This is a genomic window from Bradyrhizobium sp. MOS002 (genome assembly GCF_003020115.1).
GTDB lineage: Bacteria > Pseudomonadota > Alphaproteobacteria > Rhizobiales > Xanthobacteraceae > Bradyrhizobium.
In genome coordinates this window covers 531800-549771 of record NZ_PYFX01000003.1, presented here as the reverse complement: position 1 = coordinate 549771, position 17972 = coordinate 531800, and the positions used below count along the sequence as shown (strand labels likewise).

General features: G+C 64.0%; 19 protein-coding genes. 17 read left to right on the top strand and 2 right to left on the bottom strand.

Annotated features, from left to right (window positions below):
- Nucleotides 1–81: 81 nt before the first annotated feature.
- Nucleotides 82–996, bottom strand: coding sequence for an alpha/beta fold hydrolase (locus tag C7G41_RS11310; RefSeq protein ID WP_106942628.1), 915 nt, complete (start codon nucleotides 994–996; stop codon nucleotides 82–84).
- Between the two features lie 171 nt (nucleotides 997–1167).
- On the opposite strand from C7G41_RS11310, the gene C7G41_RS11305 reads away from it, so the two are divergent.
- The 16 genes from C7G41_RS11305 to C7G41_RS11230 all read left to right on the top strand — a co-directional run bounded on the left by C7G41_RS11305 (nucleotide 1168) and on the right by C7G41_RS11230 (nucleotide 15469).
- Nucleotides 1168–1551 (top strand): hypothetical protein, encoded by a 384-nt coding sequence (locus C7G41_RS11305; protein ID WP_106942627.1) that lies wholly within the window; start codon nucleotides 1168–1170, stop codon nucleotides 1549–1551.
- Entirely contained in the window at nucleotides 1548–2630 is a 1083-nt protein-coding gene (locus C7G41_RS11300; protein ID WP_106942626.1) for an alpha/beta hydrolase, read from the top strand. The genes C7G41_RS11305 and C7G41_RS11300 overlap by 4 nt, the downstream gene beginning before the upstream one ends.
- On the top strand, nucleotides 2627–3220 hold the full coding sequence (locus C7G41_RS11295; protein ID WP_199198305.1) for a GNAT family N-acetyltransferase: 594 nt from the start codon (nucleotides 2627–2629) through the stop codon (nucleotides 3218–3220). Before C7G41_RS11300 ends, C7G41_RS11295 begins: the two co-directional genes overlap by 4 nt.
- 204 nt (nucleotides 3221–3424) lie before the next feature.
- Nucleotides 3425–3880, top strand: a complete 456-nt coding sequence (locus C7G41_RS11290) for a phasin (protein ID WP_027568907.1) — start codon at nucleotides 3425–3427, stop codon at nucleotides 3878–3880.
- A 165-nt stretch (nucleotides 3881–4045) separates the two neighbouring features.
- The gene (locus tag C7G41_RS11285) at nucleotides 4046–5332 is read left to right on the top strand and encodes a DUF445 domain-containing protein (RefSeq protein WP_106942624.1); all 1287 of its coding nucleotides are present in this window, start codon (nucleotides 4046–4048) and stop codon (nucleotides 5330–5332) included.
- Nucleotides 5333–5533: 201 nt separating this feature from the next.
- Nucleotides 5534–6304 (top strand): triacylglycerol lipase, encoded by a 771-nt coding sequence (locus tag C7G41_RS11280; RefSeq protein ID WP_106942623.1) that lies wholly within the window; start codon nucleotides 5534–5536, stop codon nucleotides 6302–6304.
- Nucleotides 6305–6500: 196 nt separating this feature from the next.
- The gene (paaX, locus tag C7G41_RS11275) at nucleotides 6501–7367 is read left to right on the top strand and encodes a phenylacetic acid degradation operon negative regulatory protein PaaX (protein ID WP_106942929.1); all 867 of its coding nucleotides are present in this window, start codon (nucleotides 6501–6503) and stop codon (nucleotides 7365–7367) included.
- Nucleotides 7368–7443: 76 nt separating this feature from the next.
- On the top strand, nucleotides 7444–8436 hold the full coding sequence (gene paaA / locus C7G41_RS11270) for a 1,2-phenylacetyl-CoA epoxidase subunit PaaA (protein WP_106942622.1): 993 nt from the start codon (nucleotides 7444–7446) through the stop codon (nucleotides 8434–8436).
- A gap of 10 nt (nucleotides 8437–8446) precedes the next feature.
- A complete protein-coding gene (gene paaB, locus C7G41_RS11265) occupies nucleotides 8447–8734 on the top strand; it encodes a 1,2-phenylacetyl-CoA epoxidase subunit PaaB (protein ID WP_106942621.1) in 288 nt (95 codons plus the stop codon).
- Between the two features lie 131 nt (nucleotides 8735–8865).
- Complete coding sequence (paaC, locus tag C7G41_RS11260) at nucleotides 8866–9642, top strand: 1,2-phenylacetyl-CoA epoxidase subunit PaaC (protein WP_106942620.1); 777 nt, start codon at nucleotides 8866–8868, stop codon at nucleotides 9640–9642.
- A complete protein-coding gene (gene paaD, locus C7G41_RS11255) occupies nucleotides 9636–10139 on the top strand; it encodes a 1,2-phenylacetyl-CoA epoxidase subunit PaaD (protein WP_106942619.1) in 504 nt (167 codons plus the stop codon). Before paaC ends, paaD begins: the two co-directional genes overlap by 7 nt.
- Before the next feature lie 136 nt (nucleotides 10140–10275).
- Entirely contained in the window at nucleotides 10276–11358 is a 1083-nt protein-coding gene (gene paaE, locus C7G41_RS11250; protein WP_106942618.1) for a 1,2-phenylacetyl-CoA epoxidase subunit PaaE, read from the top strand.
- A gap of 54 nt (nucleotides 11359–11412) precedes the next feature.
- Entirely contained in the window at nucleotides 11413–11862 is a 450-nt protein-coding gene (gene paaI, locus C7G41_RS11245; protein WP_106942617.1) for a hydroxyphenylacetyl-CoA thioesterase PaaI, read from the top strand.
- Nucleotides 11863–11890: 28 nt separating this feature from the next.
- Nucleotides 11891–13222: a phenylacetate--CoA ligase PaaK gene (gene paaK, locus C7G41_RS11240; RefSeq protein WP_106942616.1), complete on the top strand. Its 1332-nt coding sequence runs from the start codon at nucleotides 11891–11893 to the stop codon at nucleotides 13220–13222.
- 181 nt (nucleotides 13223–13403) lie between these two features.
- Complete coding sequence (locus C7G41_RS11235; protein WP_106942615.1) at nucleotides 13404–14408, top strand: zinc-binding alcohol dehydrogenase family protein; 1005 nt, start codon at nucleotides 13404–13406, stop codon at nucleotides 14406–14408.
- Between the two features lie 2 nt (nucleotides 14409–14410).
- Nucleotides 14411–15469 carry a YeeE/YedE family protein gene (locus C7G41_RS11230; protein WP_199198304.1) on the top strand — a complete coding sequence of 353 codons (1059 nt, stop codon included), beginning with the start codon at nucleotides 14411–14413 and terminating at the stop codon, nucleotides 15467–15469.
- On the opposite strand, the gene C7G41_RS11225 is transcribed toward C7G41_RS11230, so the two are convergent.
- Nucleotides 15448–16362, bottom strand: coding sequence for a DMT family transporter (locus C7G41_RS11225; RefSeq protein WP_106942928.1), 915 nt, complete (start codon nucleotides 16360–16362; stop codon nucleotides 15448–15450). The genes C7G41_RS11230 and C7G41_RS11225 overlap by 22 nt on opposite strands.
- A 100-nt stretch (nucleotides 16363–16462) precedes the next feature.
- Here C7G41_RS11225 and C7G41_RS11220 point away from each other — a divergent pair, with 100 nt between their 5' ends.
- Complete coding sequence (locus C7G41_RS11220; RefSeq protein ID WP_199198303.1) at nucleotides 16463–17893, top strand: PLP-dependent aminotransferase family protein; 1431 nt, start codon at nucleotides 16463–16465, stop codon at nucleotides 17891–17893.
- Nucleotides 17894–17972 lie beyond the last annotated feature (79 nt).

Below are 17972 nucleotides of genomic sequence, written 5' to 3'. Positions count from 1 at the left end.
TGTATAACTTTCGCACCGGCTCGCGTTAAGAGAGTAACCGGCAGCTCACATGGTCACCGTGAGGAGACCTTCTGCGTCGGCCTACGCTGCCCGCGCCGCCGCGCCATGTGCGTGCTGGGCGATGGCGCCGATGATCTCCGGCCAGAAGCGCATCGGCAGCGCATGGCCCATGCCGTCGATCATCAGCAGCTTGGCGCCCGGAATTGACTCTGCCGTATCCCTGCCGCCCTCGGGGCGGACCAGCGGATCGACGGTGCCGTGAATGACCAGCGTCGGTGTCTTGACGCCATGCAGCCGCTCCTTGCGGCTGCCGGAGGCGAGCACCGCACGGAGCTGCCGGCCAACGCCGGCCGGATTGAGCCCGCGCGCGAACACGCGTTCGGCGCGACCGGGATCGAGCGCCTCTTCCTCAGGAAAGGACCCGGCCCGCAACACGTTCCAGGTCTGGCCGTAGCGGACGATGAACTCCTCCTTGCTGCGCGGCGGCGGCGCCATCAGCATCGCGGCGGCCTCGCGTGTCGGCGGCGGCACGCGCGGATTGCCGGTCGTCGACATGATCGAGGTCAGCGAGCGCACGCGCTCGGGAAACGACAGCGTCACCTCCTGCGCGATCATGCCACCCATGGACGCCCCGACCAGATGCGCCGACTTGATGCCGAGCGCATCCATCAGCCCGACAGTGTCTTTCGCCATGTCGATCAGCTTGTAGGTTGCGGCCACGGGAATCCTGAGGAAGCGGAGCTTCAACAGCTCGAGCGGTGTCAGACGCTTGCCGCCGGTGAGATGGCTCGACTTGCCGATGTCGCGATTGTCGAACCGAACGACGCGAAAGCCGTGCGCGGCGAGCTGCTCGCAGAACGCATCGTCCCAGTGGATCATCTGGGCGCCTAACCCCATGATCAGCAGCAGCGGCTCGGCATTGTCGTTGCCGAAAATCTCGTAACAGATGTCGATGCCGTTGGCGCGGACGGTTTGCGGCGGCTGATAGGCGTTCACGGCTGCGTTCCCTCGGCTTTTGATCAATGCTGTATCGCACGGTTTCGCCTCGTAATGAAGCCGCGTCCGCGACACCGGACCCGCTGCTTGCCGGTTGACCGGCACCACGCAACGGTGTGGTATGGCGAAAAAAGGAAGGGCATCGAAGCTCTCGATTTCAGGAGGACGCCGATGACCGACAAGAGCAACGACCCCATTGCCGTCTGGCAGAAGATGGTTGGCGAGATGGAAAAGGGGTTCAACTCCTTCGCCAATCAGGCCATGTCGTCGCCCGAATTTTCGCAAGCCGTGAACCGGGCCGGCGGCGTTGCTGCAGGTGCTCAGAAGCAGCTCGGCGAGCTCATGGAGAAATATCTGGTATCCATGAATCTGCCGAGCCGGGAGCAGGTCATCGGCCTTGCGGAACGGTTACAGTCCATCGAAGGACAGATCGGTGAGATCAAGTCGATGCTGAGCCAGATGGCCGCAAGTTCCGGCGTGTCTCAGGGCTCCGATGCCGCATTGCGCCCGCCGCGCACCAAGCGCCCGCCATCTGAAGGCGGAGAGCAGACATGAATGCACCCACCGGATTAGATTTCGCAGGGATCCCGGAGCGCATCCAGTCCGAGGTGCAACGCGCCATCCAGCGCAGCATCAAGGGCGTCGAATATTTCTCGACGTCCGGTCCCACGCTCGGCTCGACTCCGAAGGACGTGCTGCATTCGCGCGGCACGATGAGCCTCTACCATTATCGGCCGATGTCCGACGAGATCTATCGAATTCCGATCTTGATCGTGATGGCGACCACCAATCGCGGTTACATTCTCGACCTCGTGCCCGGCCAGAGTTTCATCGAGTTCCTCTTGAAGCGCGGCTACGACGTCTACATGCTCGACTGGAGCGCGCCTCGGCCGGAGGAAAAGAGCCTCCGCATGGAGGACTATGTGCTCGACTTCATCCCGGACTGCATCCGCCGCGTGCAGCAGGATTCCGGCGAACAGGACGTCTCCGTCATCGGCTATTGCTTCGGCGGCGTCCTGTCGCTGCTCTACGGCTCGATCCACAAGGACGGGCCGATGAAGAATTTGATCTGCTTCACCACGCCGATCGACTTTCGCGAGATGAAGCTGTTCTCGAACTTCTCCGACCGCCGCTATTTCGACGTCGATCGCCTCGTCGACAGCGTCGGCAATGTGCCGCCGGAGATGATCCTGTCCTCGTTCGAGATGCTGCGCCCGGCCTCGCGCGCGGCGAGCCAGATCCAGCTCTGGGAGAACATCTGGAACGACGAGTTCGTCAAATCGTACCGGATGTTCGACCGCTGGGCGACCGACACGCTGCCGCTGGCGGGCGAATATTTCCGCACCATCACCAAGGACCTGATGTGGGACAACAAGCTGTTCAACGACACCATGTCGGTCGGCGGCCGCGCGGCGAAGCTCGAGGACATCAAGGTGCCGTTCCTGCACGCGGTCGCCGAGCATGATCACATCGTGCCCTATGAGGCCGCAAAACACCTGATCGCCAAGATTGGCTCGGAGGACAAGGAAGAGGTGATGCTGAAAGGCGGGCACGTCTCGCTCGTCGCCGGCGCCAATGCCGTAAAGCGGCTGTGGCCGAAACTGGATTCCTGGCTGGGGAAGAGATCGACATGAGTGAGCAGCGTTCCTATCCGCGTCACGTCAAGACGGACGCTGGCGATATCGAGATCCGCCTGATGTCGCCCGCGGACGAAGCCGCGGTGCTCGCCTTCGGCAAGGGCCTGCCGACCCACGACCTGTTGTTCCTGCCGCGCAACATCAGTGAGCCGAAGGTGCTCTCCGCATGGGTCAAGGAGATCGAGCGCGGCGCGATCACGAGCCTGCTCGCGGTCAGGGGTGGCACGGTCGTCGGCTGCGGCACGCTGGTGCGCGATCCGCACTCTTGGTCGCCCCATGTCGGCGAGATCCGGATGGTGGTTTCGCTCGACGTGCGTGGAAAGGGGGTGGGACGGACGCTGTCACAGGAGACCTTCGCACTCGCGCTCGGCGCCGGCCTCGAGAAGCTCTCGGTCCAGATGACGGTCGATCAGCAGGCGGCGATCACGCTGTTCGAGAGCCTCGGCTTCAAGGCCGAGGCGCTGCTGCGCGATCATGTCCGGGACGTCGAAGGCAAGACCCACGACATCGTGGTCCTCGGTCATAACATCGCGCAGGTCCAGGCCCAGATGGAGGCCTATGGGCTGCCGGGTGCAGTCCAGCACTGAGAACCGCCGGACGGGTGGTCGGGAACCCGGATGGTCAGGGAGGCGCCAGATTGCCTCTCAATAAGGCTATTCACGGTTTCGTGATACCGCACTGCAATATGCATGTTGCATCGCACCATTAACTATGCCATATAAGCCGTGCCCCGGGCCAAAACCGGACGGGGTGAGCCCATAGCTCAACCCAATGAGGATGGAGAGACCCCAATGACCACCGAAACCAACACCGCTTTCGAAGGCTTCAAGGACGCGTTCAAGAACATCCAGAACCTGGAAGTTCCCGAGGCCGCCCGCGAGTTCGTCAAGAAGTCCGCCAATACCGCCAAGGACCGTGCTGCCGAGGTGTTCGCTGGCTCCGAGCGCGTGACCGCCGCCGTCGAGAACGCGGTGACCGAGTCCGTTACCGAGGCCGGCAAGATCAGCCGCAACATCCAGCAGGCGATCTACGAAGACGCCGAGGCATTCTTTGCGGGCATCGACAAGCTCGCGTCCGCCAAGTCGTTCAGCGAAGCTGTCGAAATCCAGTCCGGCCTGCTCCGTGCCCGTGGCGAAGCGTTCGTCTCGCGCGCCAAGGCGACCACCGACTATTTCGGCAAGCTCGCCGCCAACGGTGCGAAGTCCGCTCAGGACAATTTTGCCAAGGTCTACAACAAGACCGCCTGATCTGCCTGAGACGAAAAACTGAATTTGAGGCCCGCTTCGGCGGGCCTTTTGTTATTCCGCCGCAGCCGTCATTGCGAGCGAAGCGAAGCAATCCAGTCCCCGCCTCCTTGGAGAGACTCTGGATTGCTTCGCTTCGCTCGCAATGACGGATAGGGTGATGCTGTGATGACTCCATCAGGCACTTTCTCTTTCGACACTCCCGGCGATGCCGAACGCGCGGTAGAATTGCGACGCGTCAAAGCGCTGGCGACGCTGGTGCTGGGCTCGACGCTTGTCCTGTTCGTCGTTGCGAAATGGCTTCTGCCCGTGCATCCTGTATTCGGATTCATCGCGGCCTTTGCGGAAGCCGCGACCATCGGCGGGCTCGCCGACTGGTATGCGGTGGTGGCACTGTTCAAGCGTCCACTCGGCATGCCGATCCCGCACACCGCGATCATCCAGAGCAACCAGGCCCGTATCGCCGACAAGCTCGGCGAATTCATCCAGGTGCATTTCCTCGAAGTTGGTCCCGTCGAGGCCAAGCTGAAGGAGATCGATTTCGGCTCCTTCGTCGCCGACTGGCTGCGCGATCGCAAGCGCAGCGATGACCTCGCGCGCTTTGCGCTCCGCCTGCTGCCGGAGGCCGTTTCCGCGACCGAGAGCTCCGGTCTGATGACCTTCATCATCCGCCGCATGTCCTCGCAGCTCCAGGCGATCGACCTGGCGCCGCTCGCGGCCGGAACGCTGCGCGGCTTCGTGGCGGAGGGACGGCACCAGATCCTGTTCGACGATCTCCTGCGCATCATGCACGAGACGCTGAACCAGAACGAGACGATGGCGATGATCCGCGAGAAGGTTCGCGCGGAATTGCCGACCCTGCTCAGGCTCTACCGCGCCGACAAATTTCTGGTGAACAAGATCGTGGCCTCCGCCACCGCTTTCTTCAATGAGGTGCGCAGCGATCCCAAGCATCCGTTCCGCGGCGAGTTCGACCGCATGGTGCTGAGCTTCGTCGATCGTCTTGGCACCGACCAGGCCTATATCGACCGCATCGACGGTTTGAAGCGCGATCTGCTCGCGCGTCCCGAGCTCGCCGATCTCGCCCGTACCGTCTGGGCCAACACGCGGTCCTTCATCGAGCGTAGTGCAAGCGGCGAGACGCAGGTGCTGCAGCATCATCTCGCCGGCATGTGTGTCGCGGCGGGCGAAGCGCTTGCCGGCGATGCCGAGCTGCGCGGTGAGATCAACAAGGGTCTGGTCGCGGTGCTGCGCAGTTTCGTCGCGGACCAGAAGAGCGGCGTTTCGACCTTCATCTCCGACCAGGTCAAATCGTGGGACATGGCGCAGCTGATTTCGCTGATCGAAATCAACATCGGCCGCGACCTGCAATACATCCGTTTCAACGGCTCGCTGATCGGCGGGCTCGCAGGTCTTGCGCTTTACTCCGTAGAGTTCCTGCTTCGATTGTTGTGACTTTTGCGTCACGGACGTCAGCATTAACGCGCGGGCCTATTGTGGCCGGGTGGCTCTACCGCTTGAATGTCGGGAACCCGCTGCCTAGCTGATTCATGTTGCATTGCGGAACGATCAAGAAGCCGGCGTGTTGGAATCCCATACCCGTTTTGCCGGCACGCGACCGGTAGCCTTTTCAGCAATTCTCCCAGGGGACCATTGATGACCGCTACTGCCCAGACGCTGAGCCCGCCGTCCCGTACCCTGATGTTCCTGGAAGGGCGAGCGATCCACGAGTTCGGCGCATTCCTCGGCGCGCTGCCGCTGCTCAGCCTCGCGCCGCGCGGCGATGGGCATCCGGTGCTGATTCTGCCGGGCCTCGTGGCCTCCGATGCATCGACGCGCGCGTTGCGCACCTTTCTGTCGGGCAAGGGCTATGCGGTGAGCGGCTGGCGCCAGGGTCGCAATTACGGCCTGCGCGAGGGCGTGCAGCACGCGATGGTGGATCTGGTTCGGGAACTCAGCGACAAGCATGGCCGCAAGATCAGCCTGGTCGGCTGGAGCCTCGGCGGTCTCTATGCGCGCCAGCTCGCCAAGATGATGCCCGACCGCGTACGCCAGGTGATCACGCTCGGCAGCCCCTTTGCCGGCGATCCGCATTCGACCAATGCCTGGCGCGTCTATGAATGGGCGAGCGGGCGGAAGTCCGACGAGGTCGATCCGCAGTTCGGCGGCGATCTCGCCGTCCCGCCGCCGGTGCCGACCACAGCGATCTTCAGCCGCACCGACGGTGTCTGCGCCTGGCAGGGCTGCATGGAGAAGTCGGGCACGCAGACCGAGAGCATCGAGATCGAGAGCAGCCATTGCGGCATGGGCCATCATCCCGCTGCTGTCTTCGCGGTGGCTGATCGCCTTGCGCAGAAGGAAGGCAGCTGGCGAGCCTTCGACCGCAGCGGCTGGCGCAGCGTGGTCTATCCCGATCCGCATCGGTAGCCGGGCCTGCATGGTTCGAGACGCGCGGCTTTGCCGCGCTCCTCACCATGAGGATTGAGACCACGTGGCGCCGCGCGTAAGTAGTTGACCTCATCCTGAGGAGGCGCGAAGCGCCGCCTCGAAGGATGGAGCCCGGCTCTTGCATTGTCGCACCCGTCCATTGTCGCGCCCGCACCAAACGCGCTATGCCTCGCGCATGGCGCATCCGTTGTCCCGCATCATCGAGCAGCTCAAGCGCGAGCCGTCGCGCACCGGCTCCATCGTCATCACCGTGTTCGGCGATGCCATCGTGCCGCGTGGCGGCTCGGTATGGCTGGGAACGCTGCTGGGATTCTTCGAGAGCCTGGACATCGACAGCGGCGTGGTGCGTACCGCGATGTCGCGGCTTGCCGCCGATGGCTGGCTGACGCGCGAAAAGGTCGGCCGCAACAGTTTCTATCGCTTGGCCGACAAGGGCCGCCAGATCTTCGAGGCCGCGACGCGCCATATCTACGATCCGCCGCCATCCGACTGGACCGGGCGCTTCGAGCTGCTGCTGATCGGCAATGGCGAGGATCGCGATGCCTCGCGCGAGGCGCTCCGCAATGCCGGCTTCGGCAGTCCGCTGCCCGGCGTGTGGGTCGCGCCGTCAGGCGTGCCAGTGCCGGACGAGGCCGCGGGCGCCATCCGTCTGGAAGTCTCCGCCGAGGATGACAGCGGCCGCCGGCTGCTCAGTGCGAGTTGGCCGCTGGATCGCACCGCGGACGCCTATCTCAAGTTCATGAAGACGTTCGAGCCGCTGCGCGCCGCGATCGCGCGCGGCACGGACTTGTCCGAGGCCGACGCCTTTACGGCGCGTATCCTCCTGATCCACCATTACCGCCGCGTCGTGCTGCGCGATCCGCTGCTGCCCGAAAGCCTGCTTCCGGCCGACTGGCCGGGCAGGGCCGCCCGCGCGCTGTGCGGCGAAATCTATCGCGCGCTGCTTGCTCCATCGGAACAATGGCTTGATGGCCATGGAACAAATGAAAAGGGGCCATTGCCGCCGGCGCGAAAACTCCTGGAAAGGAGATTCGAGACTTGATCGTTATGTTACAGAAATATCTTGCATGAGATAATTCTTGTTATATATTACCTCCCAATAAAACGGGAGGACGCGCATGTACACCCAGGCGCTGAACACGGCCGAGACAGATGATCGCGGTCTTGAGGACGCGGCCAAGGCTGCGCAGTTTCAGGCCCGCATCGATGCCGAGGAGCGCATCGAGCCGAACGACTGGATGCCGGCGGCCTATCGCAAGACGCTGACCCGCCAGATCTCCCAGCACGCTCATTCCGAAATCGTCGGCATGCTGCCCGAGGGCAACTGGATCACGCGTGCGCCGTCCTTGCGCCGCAAGGCCGCGCTGCTCGCCAAGGTGCAGGACGAGTGCGGCCACGGGCTTTATCTCTATGCCGCGGCCGAGACGCTCGGCACTTCGCGCGAAGAGCTGGTCGACGCCATGCTCGCGGGCAAGGCGAAATATTCCTCGATCTTCAACTATCCGACGCTGACCTGGGCCGACATCGGCACCATCGGCTGGCTGGTCGACGGCGCCGCGATCATGAACCAGATCCCGCTGTGCCGCTGCTCCTACGGTCCCTATGCCCGCGCGATGATCCGCGTCTGCAAGGAAGAGTCGTTCCACCAGCGCCAGGGCTATGAGATCATGCTGACGCTGTGCCATGGCTCGGACGAGCAGAAGGCGATGGCGCAGGATGCCTTGAACAGGTGGTGGTGGCCGGTGCTGATGATGTTCGGGCCGCCCGATGCCACCAGCCAGCACAGCGACACCTCGTCGAAGTGGAAGATCAAGCGCTTCTCCAATGACGAGCTGCGCCAGAAGTTCGTCGACGCCACGGTGCCGCAGGCGCAATATCTCGGCCTCACCATTCCCGATCCCGGCATGGTTCAGGATGCGGACGGGCACTGGCGTTACAGCGAGATCGATTGGACCGAGTTCAAGCAGGTGCTCGCCGGCAACGGCCCGTGCAACCGTGACCGGATGGCTGCGCGCCGCAAGGCGCACGACGAGGGCGTCTGGGTGCGCGATGCGGCCGCGGCCTATGCCGCAAAGCGCGCGCAGCGTCGGACTGCACAAGCAGCAGAGTAGGGAGATCGAGATGGCCACGCCGAACACGCCGCTGTGGGAAGTCTTCATTCGCAGCCGCAACGGGCTCGCGCACAAGCATGTCGGCTCGCTGCATGCGAGCGACGCCACGATGGCCTTGCAAGCCGCCCGCGATATCTACACCCGTCGCGGCGAAGGTCTTTCGATCTGGGTCGTGCCGTCGACGGCGATCACCGCAAGCGACCCCGCCGACAAGGGCATGATGTTCGAGCCGGCGGAATCGAAGATCTACCGGCACCCGACGTTCTATGAAGTGCCTGAGGAAGTGGGACACATGTAGCTCTCTCTCCTCATGGTGAGGAGCCGCGAAGCGGCGTCTCGAACCATGAAGGCCCGTGACCCGCGACCCATCCGTCGAGACGGCGCTTTCGCGCTTCCTCAGGATGAGGTCGGAACAAGTGGATAGGACAGATGCCCGTCGCGAACATTCAGGTCTCAGAGACGCCGCTGGTGCTCTACGCTTTGCGCCGCGCCGACGACGCGCTGATCCTCGGGCACAGGCTGTCGGAATGGTGCGGACATGCGCCGATGCTGGAAGAGGACATGGCGCTCTCCAACATCGCGCTCGACCTGATCGGCCAAGCCCGCGAGCTCTACACCTACGCAGCCAAAGCCGAAGGCAAGGACAACGACGAAGACAAGCTCGCCTACCTTCGCGATGTCAGGCAGTACCGCAATTTGCTGCTGGTCGAGCAGCCCAATGGCGATTTTGCCCAGACGCTGGTGCGGCAGTTCTTCTATTCCGCCTTCGCTGATCTCTACTGGCGTGCGATGATGGCTTCGCGCGACGCGGCGCTTGCGGCCATTGCCGCCAAGTCCGAGAAGGAGAGCGCCTATCATCTTCGCCATGCCTCGGAGTGGATCATCCGGCTGGGCGACGGCACGGCTGAAAGCCACGCCCGCGCGCAGGCCGCGATCGATCATCTCTGGGCTTTCACCGGTGAGATGTTTGCCGTCGATGAAGGCGAGCGCGCCTTGATCCATGCCGATATCGCCATCGATCCCGCAAGCTTGCGCGGTCGCTGGCTGACGACGCTCTCGGGTGTCGTCAGTGAAGCCACGCTCGAGCTGCCGCAGACCGACTGGATGCAGCAAGGCGGTCGCTCCGGGCGGCACAGCGAGCATCTTGGCCATCTTCTGTCCGAGCTGCAGTCGATGCAGCGAACATTCCCGGGGCAGACATGGTGACGGTCCTGGAGCCCCATAGTGACCTGCGCCAACGGGCCTGGAATGCCGCGGCGAGCGTGGTCGATCCCGAAATTCCGGTTTTGACCATCGCCGATCTCGGCGTGCTCCGTGATGTCGTTGTCGACGGCGATCGGGTCGAGGTCGCGATTACCCCGACCTATTCGGGCTGCCCGGCCATGAACATGATCGCGCTGGAAATCGAGGTCGCGCTGGAGCGCGCAGGTTTCTCCCGTCCAAAGGTCCGCACCGTGCTGTCGCCGGCCTGGACCACGGATTGGATGAGCGAAGAGGGCCGCCGGAAGCTTCACGCCTACGGCATCGCGCCGCCGCAGGCCTCGAATTCACGCCGCGCGCTGTTCGGCGAGCAGGCCGTTGCGTGCCCGCAATGCGGCTCGGCGAATACCGAGCTGCTGTCCGAATTCGGCTCCACCTCCTGCAAGGCGCTCTGGCGCTGCAGGGCCTGCCGCGAACCTTTCGATTATTTCAAGTGTCATTGAGACGCATGATGCCAACCCCACCGTCATTGCGAGCGCAGCGAAGCAATCCAGACTGCCTCTGTATAAGCAGTCTGGATTGCTTCGTCGCAAGGGCTACTCGCAATGACGGTAGTGGCTCAAATCCAGGGTGCACGTAATGTCAGCAGCCGCACCGCGCTTCCATCGTCTGGCCGTCAACGACCTCCGTCGCGAGGCGTCGGACGCCGTATCGTTGACATTTGCCATCCCGACGGAGCTTGCGACCGACTACGCCTTCACACCCGGCCAATACCTCACACTCCGCACCATGCTGGATGGCGAGGAAGTGCGCCGTTCCTATTCGATCTGCTCCGGCCCCGACGACGGCGAGATACGCATCGCGGTCAAGAAGGTTGATGGTGGCGCGTTTTCGAGCTGGGCAGCGGACGATTTGAAGTGTGGCGACGCGCTGGATGTGATGACGCCCACGGGACGCTTCGGCGTGATCCCACCGGCCGGCGCCGGCAGCATCCAGGTCGGCTTTGCCGCGGGCTCCGGCATCACGCCGATCCTGTCGATCGTCAAGGGCACGCTTGCGCGCGAACCGGACAGCCACTTCTTCCTGTTTTACGGCAATCGCACGACCGACAACATCATGTTTCTCGAGGCGCTCGAAGAGCTCAAGGATCGCTTCATCGACCGCCTCTCGATCTTCCACGTCATCTCCGGCGAGGAACAAGACATTCCGATCCTGCACGGCCGACTCGACGGCGACAAGGTGAGGGTGCTGCTGCGCTCGCTGGTACCGGCGGAAAGCGTCGATCACGTCTTCATCTGCGGTCCGTCCGGCATGAGCGAGGACATCGAGGCGACCTGCCGAGGGTTCGGCATCGCGGACGAGCGCATCCATGTCGAGCGCTTCGTTTCCGAGTTCGGCGGCAAGCCGCGGCCGAAGAAGATCGTCGCGCCGGATGCGCCGCCAAAGGCGATCGCGTCGCTGATCATCGACGGCAAGCGCCGCGACGTGCCGGTGGCCGAGGACGAGGCTATCCTCGATGCCGCGCTGCGCGCCGGCGTCGATCTGCCCTTCGCCTGCAAGGGCGGCATGTGCTCGACCTGCCGTGCAAAACTGGTCGAAGGCGAGGCGCCGATGGACATCAACTACTCGCTGGAACCCTGGGAGCTGAAGGCCGGCTTTGTCCTGACCTGTCAGGCCAAGCCATCGTCGGAGCGGGTTGTGGTCGATTACGACCACGTTTGACAGTTTTAGCCAGGCAGCAGAACATCGTGTCCAAACAATCGACGGGAGAAGCGCGTGAACGTCAAAGCCGCCCTGTCGCCTGAGGATGTTGCCCGCGCCTGCGCCGACGCGATGTGGGCGGAGGACGACGCCTCCAAGGGCCTCGGCATGGAGATCGTCGAGATCGGGCCGGGCTATGCGACGCTCGCTATGATCGTGCGGCCGGACATGGTCAACGGCCAGCGCATCGCCCATGGCGGCTTCATCTTCACGCTCGCCGATTCCGCCTTCGCTTTCGCGTGCAACTCGCACAACGACCGCGTCGTGGCGGCGCAGGGCCAGATCACCTTCATCAGGCCGGGCAAGCTCGGCGATCGCCTCGTCGCAAAAGCGCGCGAGGTTACGCGTGGCGGCCGCTCCGGCATCTATGACGTGCGCGTCACCGCCGGCGATACAGTCATCGCCGAATTTCGCGGGCATTCGCGGGTCATTCCCGGCAATTGGCTGCCGGCGCAGGATCAATAAAGAAAAGCAATGATACGGGGAAACGAGGATGGCTCTGACGAGGCTCAAGGAAGGTGGCAACACCTATCGCGCCGAAATGGATGCGCATGAGCGCGCGTCGCGCGACGAGATCAAGGCGCTCCAGACGGAGCGGCTGGCCTGGTCGCTGAAGCACGCCTACGACAACGTCGCGCATTATCGCAAGGCCTTCGACGCGGTCGGCGTGCATCCGTCGGACTTTCGAGAGCTCTCGGACCTTGCGAAATTTCCGTTCACGGTGAAGACCGACCTGCGCGACAACTATCCCTTCAACATGTTTGCAGTGCCCCGTGAAAAACTGGTGCGCGTGCATGCGTCCTCCGGCACGACGGGCAAGCCGATCGTGGTGGGCTATACGCAACGCGACATCGACACATGGTCGGACGTGATGGCGCGCTCGATCCGCGCCGCCGGCGGTCGCACCGGCATGATCATCCACAATGCCTATGGCTACGGCCTCTTCACCGGCGGGTTAGGGGTGCACTATGGCGCCGAAAAACTCGGCTGCACCGTGGTGCCGATCTCCGGGGGCATGACCGAGCGGCAGGTGCAGCTCATCAACGATTTCCGGCCCGACATCATCACGGTAACGCCGAGCTACATGCTGGCGATCCTCGACGAGTTCAAGCGCCAGAAGCTCGATCCGCGCCAATGCTCGCTCAAGGTCGGCATCTTCGGCGCCGAGCCCTGGACCAATGCGATGCGCGGCGAGATCGAGGACGCTTTCGACATGGACGCGACCGACATCTACGGTCTTTCCGAGGTGATCGGGCCGGGCGTCGCGCAGGAATGTATCGAGACCAAGGACGGCCTGCACATCTGGGAGGATCATTTCTATCCTGAAGTCATCGACCCCGAGACCGGTGCGGTGCTGCCCGACGGGGAGAAGGGCGAACTGGTCTTTACCTCGCTCACCAAGGAAGCATTTCCGGTGATCCGCTATCGCACGCGCGACCTGACGCGGCTGTTGCCGGGCACGGCGCGGCCGGGCATGCGGCGGATGGAGAAGGTCACGGGCCGTTCCGACGACATGATCATCCTGCGCGGCGTCAATCTGTTCCCGACCCAGATCGAGGAGGTTCTGCTTGCCACCGACTGGTGCGGCGGGCATTTCATTCTGGAACTGACCCGCGAAGGCCGCATGGACGAGCTGACCATCATTGCCGAAGCACGGCCGGAGAGTTGGGACGGCCGGGGTCTCCTCGACCATGCGAGCCGGATCTCGACCCATATCAAGAACACCATCGGCATCAGCTCCAGGGTGAGCGTGGTTGCGCCGGCCACGCTGGAACGCTCGCTCGGCAAGGCCAAGCGCCTCTACGACAAACGGCCGAAGGATTAGGTCTTACGCCTCATGGTGAGGAGGCGCGTAGCGCCGTCTCGAACCATGCAGGCCAGGATGCTGCAACGCGGGCCTTCATCCTTCGAGACGCCGCTGGCGCGGCTCCTCAGGATGAGGGGAGGCAGGTTGACTTGGGTCCCTCCAAGGGCGACAAGGCCCGCGAGAAATCGCGGGTCTTTCCATGTCAACAGCCGATACCAAAGCCGTCGACGCGCGCTGCGTGCGCCTCAATGCCAAGGCCGAGAACGCCGCCGCGCTTGCGCCTGCCGTCGAGCGTCATACGCTCACGCGTGGTCCGCATGATCTCCTGATCGAGGTCAAGGCCGCCGCGGTCAATCCGTCCGATGTCAAGGCCGCGAGCGGGCTGATGCCCTATGCCGTCTTCCCGCGCACGCCGGGTCGCGATTACGCGGGTGTGGTGATTGACGGGCCGGCCGGTACGATCGGCCGCGAGGTGTTCGGCTCCTCCGGCGATCTCGGCATCCGCCGCGACGGCACTCACGCCAGCCATCTCGTCGTTGAATCCGACGCGGTGGTAGACAAGCCGAAGACGGTGTCCTGGGACGAGGCCGCCGGCATCGGCGTGCCCTTCGTTACCGCCATGGAGGGCTTTCGCCGCGCCGGCATTCCAAGGCCCGGGGAAACGGTGCTGGTGTTCGGCGTCAACGGCAAGGTCGGCCAAGCGGCGGTGCAGATCGCGACCTGGCAGGGCGCGCGTGTCATCGGCGTGGTGCGCAAGGCGGAAGCTTACGAGGGCCATACCAACGCGTCCATCGAGGTGATCGACGCTTCCGCGACCGATGTTGCCACGCGTGTGCGCGAGTTGACCGACGGTAAGGGCGCCGACATCGTCTTCAACACGGTCGGCGATCCCTATTTCCAGGCCGCGCACAAGTCGCTCGCGCTTCGCGGCCGTCAGATCCTGATCGCCGCGATCGACCGTATCGTGCAGTTCAACATCCTCGAATTCTACCGCGGGCAACACACCTATGTCGGCATCGACACGCTCGGCCTGTCGTCGGCGGCAACAGGCGCGGTGCTGCGCGAGCTCGGCTCCGGCTTTGCGAGCGGGCACCTGAAACCGTTCCTGATCAAGGCGAACGCCGTCTATCCGCTCGAGCGCGCGAAGGAGGCCTATGTCGCCGTTGCCGGCTCGTCGCGGGACCGCGTGATCCTGAAGCCTTGATCATGGAGTCGTCCCCCCAGCTCGTCATCCTCGCCGGCCTCGTCATTGGCCTGGTCTACGGTGCCGTCGGCCTGCTCAGCGGCTTCTGCCTGATGAGCAGCATGCGCGGCTGGTTGTCGGAGGGGGATGGGCGGTTGGTACGAACCTATGCGTTGGCGATCGCGGTTGCGACCGCGGCGAGCCAATTCCTTGCCGGCAACGGCATGGTCGATCTCGGCAAGTCGATCTACCTGCAACAGTCCTTTTCGGTGCCGGTGCTGTTTCTCGGCGGCCTGTTGTTCGGCTACGGCATGGTGCTATCGAACGGTTGCGGCTCGCGCGCCCTGGTGCTGCTCGGTCGCGGCAATCTCCGCTCCTTCGTCGTGGTGGTCGTGCTCGCCATCGCCGCGCAGATGACGCTCAAGGGCCTGATCGCGCCGGCGCGCATCGCGCTGGTCCAGGCCTCGCAAGCCACGATGAACGTCAATTCGCTGCCGTCGCTGTTGGCCATGTTCGGAACGGCTGAAGCGCTTTCGCGCGCGATGGCTGCTGCTGTCATCGTCGTTGTGCTGATCCTGTTTGCTTTCGCGCACCCGGCGTTCCGGCGTTCGCCCGGCCAGATTGCGGCCGGTGTCATCGTCGGTCTCCTCGTCGCCGGCGGCTGGTTCGTGACCGGCTATCTCGGCGCGGATGACTTCAACCCCGTCCCGGTGACCTCGCTCACCTTCATCGCGCCGATAGCGGACAGCCTGCAATACGCCATGCTCTCGACCGGCCTGACGCTGAATTTCGGCATTGCGACAGTTACCGGCGTCTTCGCTGGCAGTCTGGCCACCGCGCTTGCTACGGGCCGTTTCCATCTCGAAGGCTATTCCTCGCCAAGCCACATGCTGCGATCGGCGGGTGGCGCCGCGCTGATGGGCACCGGCGGCGTGATGGCCTTCGGCTGTTCGATCGGCCAGGGGCTCACCGGCGTGTCGACGCTCGCGCTGGGCTCCTTCGTCGCCGTCGCCGGCATCCTGCTCGGCGCGACGGCGGGCTTGCGCGGGATGCTGCGCGTTCAGCCGCTCGCGGTGGCCTGACTGCGCAGCAACCGGTCGCCCAGCGTCGCAAAGCCAATGCCGGCGATGATCAGTCCGGCCGCAACGGCAAGGCTAGTATCAATCGGCTCGCCCAGCAGGATCGCAGCGCAGGCAATCCCGACGAGCGGCGTTCCGGTGGTTCCGAGCGCCGTCGTCAGAGCCGAGATGCTCTTGTTGACCATCGACATGGCCCAATAAGCCAGCGCCGTCCCGATCAGACCGGAGTACAGGAACAGCAGGACGAGTTTCCATGACCATTCCGCGTGCGGCAGCCCCTCCACAATCATCGCAGCCCCTGACAGCACGATCGTGGCAACGAGCACCTGCCAGATCAGGAGCTGAAGTGGGGATGCGATCCAGCGATGCGCGCGGATATAGATGATATTCGCAGCCCATGAGATCGCAGCCAGGATCACCATGCCGGCGCCGAGCACGACGTTGGCATTCGTCCAGTCGATCGAGGTGGGGTTCAGGATCACGGCAAGGCCGATCAGCCCGAGCAGGGCGCCGGCAAGTTTTGGCGCTGTCAGCGTATCCTGCCCCAGCAGGGGCGCTGCGATCGCGACCCAGAGCGGCGTGGTGTAGCCGAGCACAATGGCCTTGCTCGCGGGCAGGAAGCGCACACCGGCCGCCACCAGGACAGAAAATATCGTCATGTGCAGCAGCGCGACGCTCAGGACCACCGGAATGTCGCGCCGCTTCGGGATCACCAGATTGTTGCTGAGCCCCAAAATCACGAATAATGCTGCCAGAGCGATCCAGCTGCGGATCGCCGAAGTCCACAGGGGCGGAAGGAACTGGACGAGCTGCTTCGTCACCGACCAGTTCACGCCCCAGGCCAGCACGACGATGAGGAATAGGCCGACGGCCGCGCGGGGTGAGAGGGAGTTCATCGAAAAATCCTTGAAGCAGTCCAGTCCGGCGGATAGCATTTTGTCTGGCACCTGAAAAAGTGCCAGATCATAAAGGATCAAGGTGCCAGTTTCGGAAAGCATGATCTCCGCCCTGATCGACCTGAACCGGGCCGACGACGAGGGGCTGGTGGCTCAACTGACGAGCCAGCTCCGAAACTTGATCGCGACCGGCCGTCTCGGCAAAGGCCGCACGCTGCCGTCGAGCCGCCGGCTTGCGAGCGATCTCGGCGTCTCGCGCAACACCGTCACCTATGCGTTCGAGCAGCTTGCCGCCGAGGGATATCTCGAGGCCTCGCACGGCCGCCGTCCGATGGTCACGGTCGACGGCGGCGGGCGGGTCGAAGACGCGGGAGCCGTGGTATCTCGCATGCGCCCTGGCAAGCCGCGCCTTTCGCCCTGGGCTTCGAGCCTCACGCAGACCGACTGGCCGATGTCTTATCAGGCGCGACTAAGACCCTTGCGTCCCGGGCACGGCGATTTCAGGGAGTTTCCGAACGAGGTCTGGGCGCGCTGCCTGCGCCGCAGCGCTGTGCGCGCGGCCAAGCGCGAGCTCGGACCGGTCAACCGGACGCGCCTGCGTGAGGCGCTGGCGCATTATCTCGCGACCAGCAGGGGCGTGCGCGCGACGGCGGATCAGATCCTGATTCTGCCGAGCGCGCAGGCCGCGCTGACCTTGATTGCGGCCGCCGTCATCACGCCCGGCGACGACGTCTGGGTCGAGGATCCCGGCTATCCCGGTGCTGCGGCCGCCTTCCGCACGTCCGGTGCGAACGTGATCGGGATGAGGTTGGACGAGCAGGGTATGCAGCGGATTCCGGGACTGGCAGCCCCGAAATTGATCTTCATGACGCCGTCGCACCAGCACCCGACCGGCCGCCTGATGTCGCTCTCGCGCCGCACGGAATTTCTTGGCCTGAGCAGGCCCGGCAAGACCTGGATCGTGGAGGACGATTACGACGGCGAATTCCACTATGACAGCCGGCCGGTGCCGGCCTTGCAGGGGCTCGATGCCCATGGCCGCGTGTTCTATGTCGGCACGTTCTCCAAGGCCACGACCTCGGACATCCGGCTCGGCTATCTCGTTGTTCCGCCGGCACTGGTCAACACCCTCGAGATCGCACAGCGGCACATTGGGCTGATCGCCGCGAGCCACATCCAGGAAGCGCTGGCCGAGTTCATTGCCGATGGGCATTTCCTGGCGCATCTGCGCCGCATGCGCCGGATCTATCACGGCCGCCGCGATCACCTCGTCGAAGGGCTCGAGCGTCATCTCGGCGAGGTTCTCTCGGTCGAAGCGCCCCCGGGCGGCATCCAGCTCGTCGCCCGCCTCAAGCGCGGTCGCGCCGATCAGGCGGCGGTCAAGCGGCTGGTCGCCGCAGGGGTTGAAACGCGGGCGTTGTCCAGCCTTGCGCTCGGCCGTCCCTGCGATCACGGCCTTCTGCTCGGCTTCGCGGCCTGGCGTGAAAGCGAGATCACTGCGGCGGTTCGGACGATGGAGTCGTGCTTCTAGAGCGTTTTCGAGCGAAGTGGATGCCGGTTCGCGTTAAGACAACCCGTCAAAGCAAGAATCTAGAGCTTCGGTTCTGATT

Coding starts and splice junctions, on each gene's coding strand:
- C7G41_RS11305 (WP_106942627.1), top strand. CDS start 1,168: ATGACCGACAAGAGCAACGACCCCATTGCCGTCTGGCAGAAGATGGTT.
- C7G41_RS11300 (WP_106942626.1), top strand. CDS start 1,548: ATGAATGCACCCACCGGATTAGATTTCGCAGGGATCCCGGAGCGCATC.
- C7G41_RS11295 (WP_199198305.1), top strand. CDS start 2,627: ATGAGTGAGCAGCGTTCCTATCCGCGTCACGTCAAGACGGACGCTGGC.
- C7G41_RS11290 (WP_027568907.1), top strand. CDS start 3,425: ATGACCACCGAAACCAACACCGCTTTCGAAGGCTTCAAGGACGCGTTC.
- C7G41_RS11285 (WP_106942624.1), top strand. CDS start 4,046: ATGACTCCATCAGGCACTTTCTCTTTCGACACTCCCGGCGATGCCGAA.
- C7G41_RS11280 (WP_106942623.1), top strand. CDS start 5,534: ATGACCGCTACTGCCCAGACGCTGAGCCCGCCGTCCCGTACCCTGATG.
- paaX (WP_106942929.1), top strand. CDS start 6,501: ATGGCGCATCCGTTGTCCCGCATCATCGAGCAGCTCAAGCGCGAGCCG.
- paaA (WP_106942622.1), top strand. CDS start 7,444: ATGTACACCCAGGCGCTGAACACGGCCGAGACAGATGATCGCGGTCTT.
- paaB (WP_106942621.1), top strand. CDS start 8,447: ATGGCCACGCCGAACACGCCGCTGTGGGAAGTCTTCATTCGCAGCCGC.
- paaC (WP_106942620.1), top strand. CDS start 8,866: ATGCCCGTCGCGAACATTCAGGTCTCAGAGACGCCGCTGGTGCTCTAC.
- paaD (WP_106942619.1), top strand. CDS start 9,636: ATGGTGACGGTCCTGGAGCCCCATAGTGACCTGCGCCAACGGGCCTGG.
- paaE (WP_106942618.1), top strand. CDS start 10,276: ATGTCAGCAGCCGCACCGCGCTTCCATCGTCTGGCCGTCAACGACCTC.
- paaK (WP_106942616.1), top strand. CDS start 11,891: ATGGCTCTGACGAGGCTCAAGGAAGGTGGCAACACCTATCGCGCCGAA.
- C7G41_RS11235 (WP_106942615.1), top strand. CDS start 13,404: ATGTCAACAGCCGATACCAAAGCCGTCGACGCGCGCTGCGTGCGCCTC.
- C7G41_RS11230 (WP_199198304.1), top strand. CDS start 14,411: ATGGAGTCGTCCCCCCAGCTCGTCATCCTCGCCGGCCTCGTCATTGGC.
- C7G41_RS11225 (WP_106942928.1), bottom strand. CDS start 16,362: ATGAACTCCCTCTCACCCCGCGCGGCCGTCGGCCTATTCCTCATCGTC.
- C7G41_RS11220 (WP_199198303.1), top strand. CDS start 16,463: ATGATCTCCGCCCTGATCGACCTGAACCGGGCCGACGACGAGGGGCTG.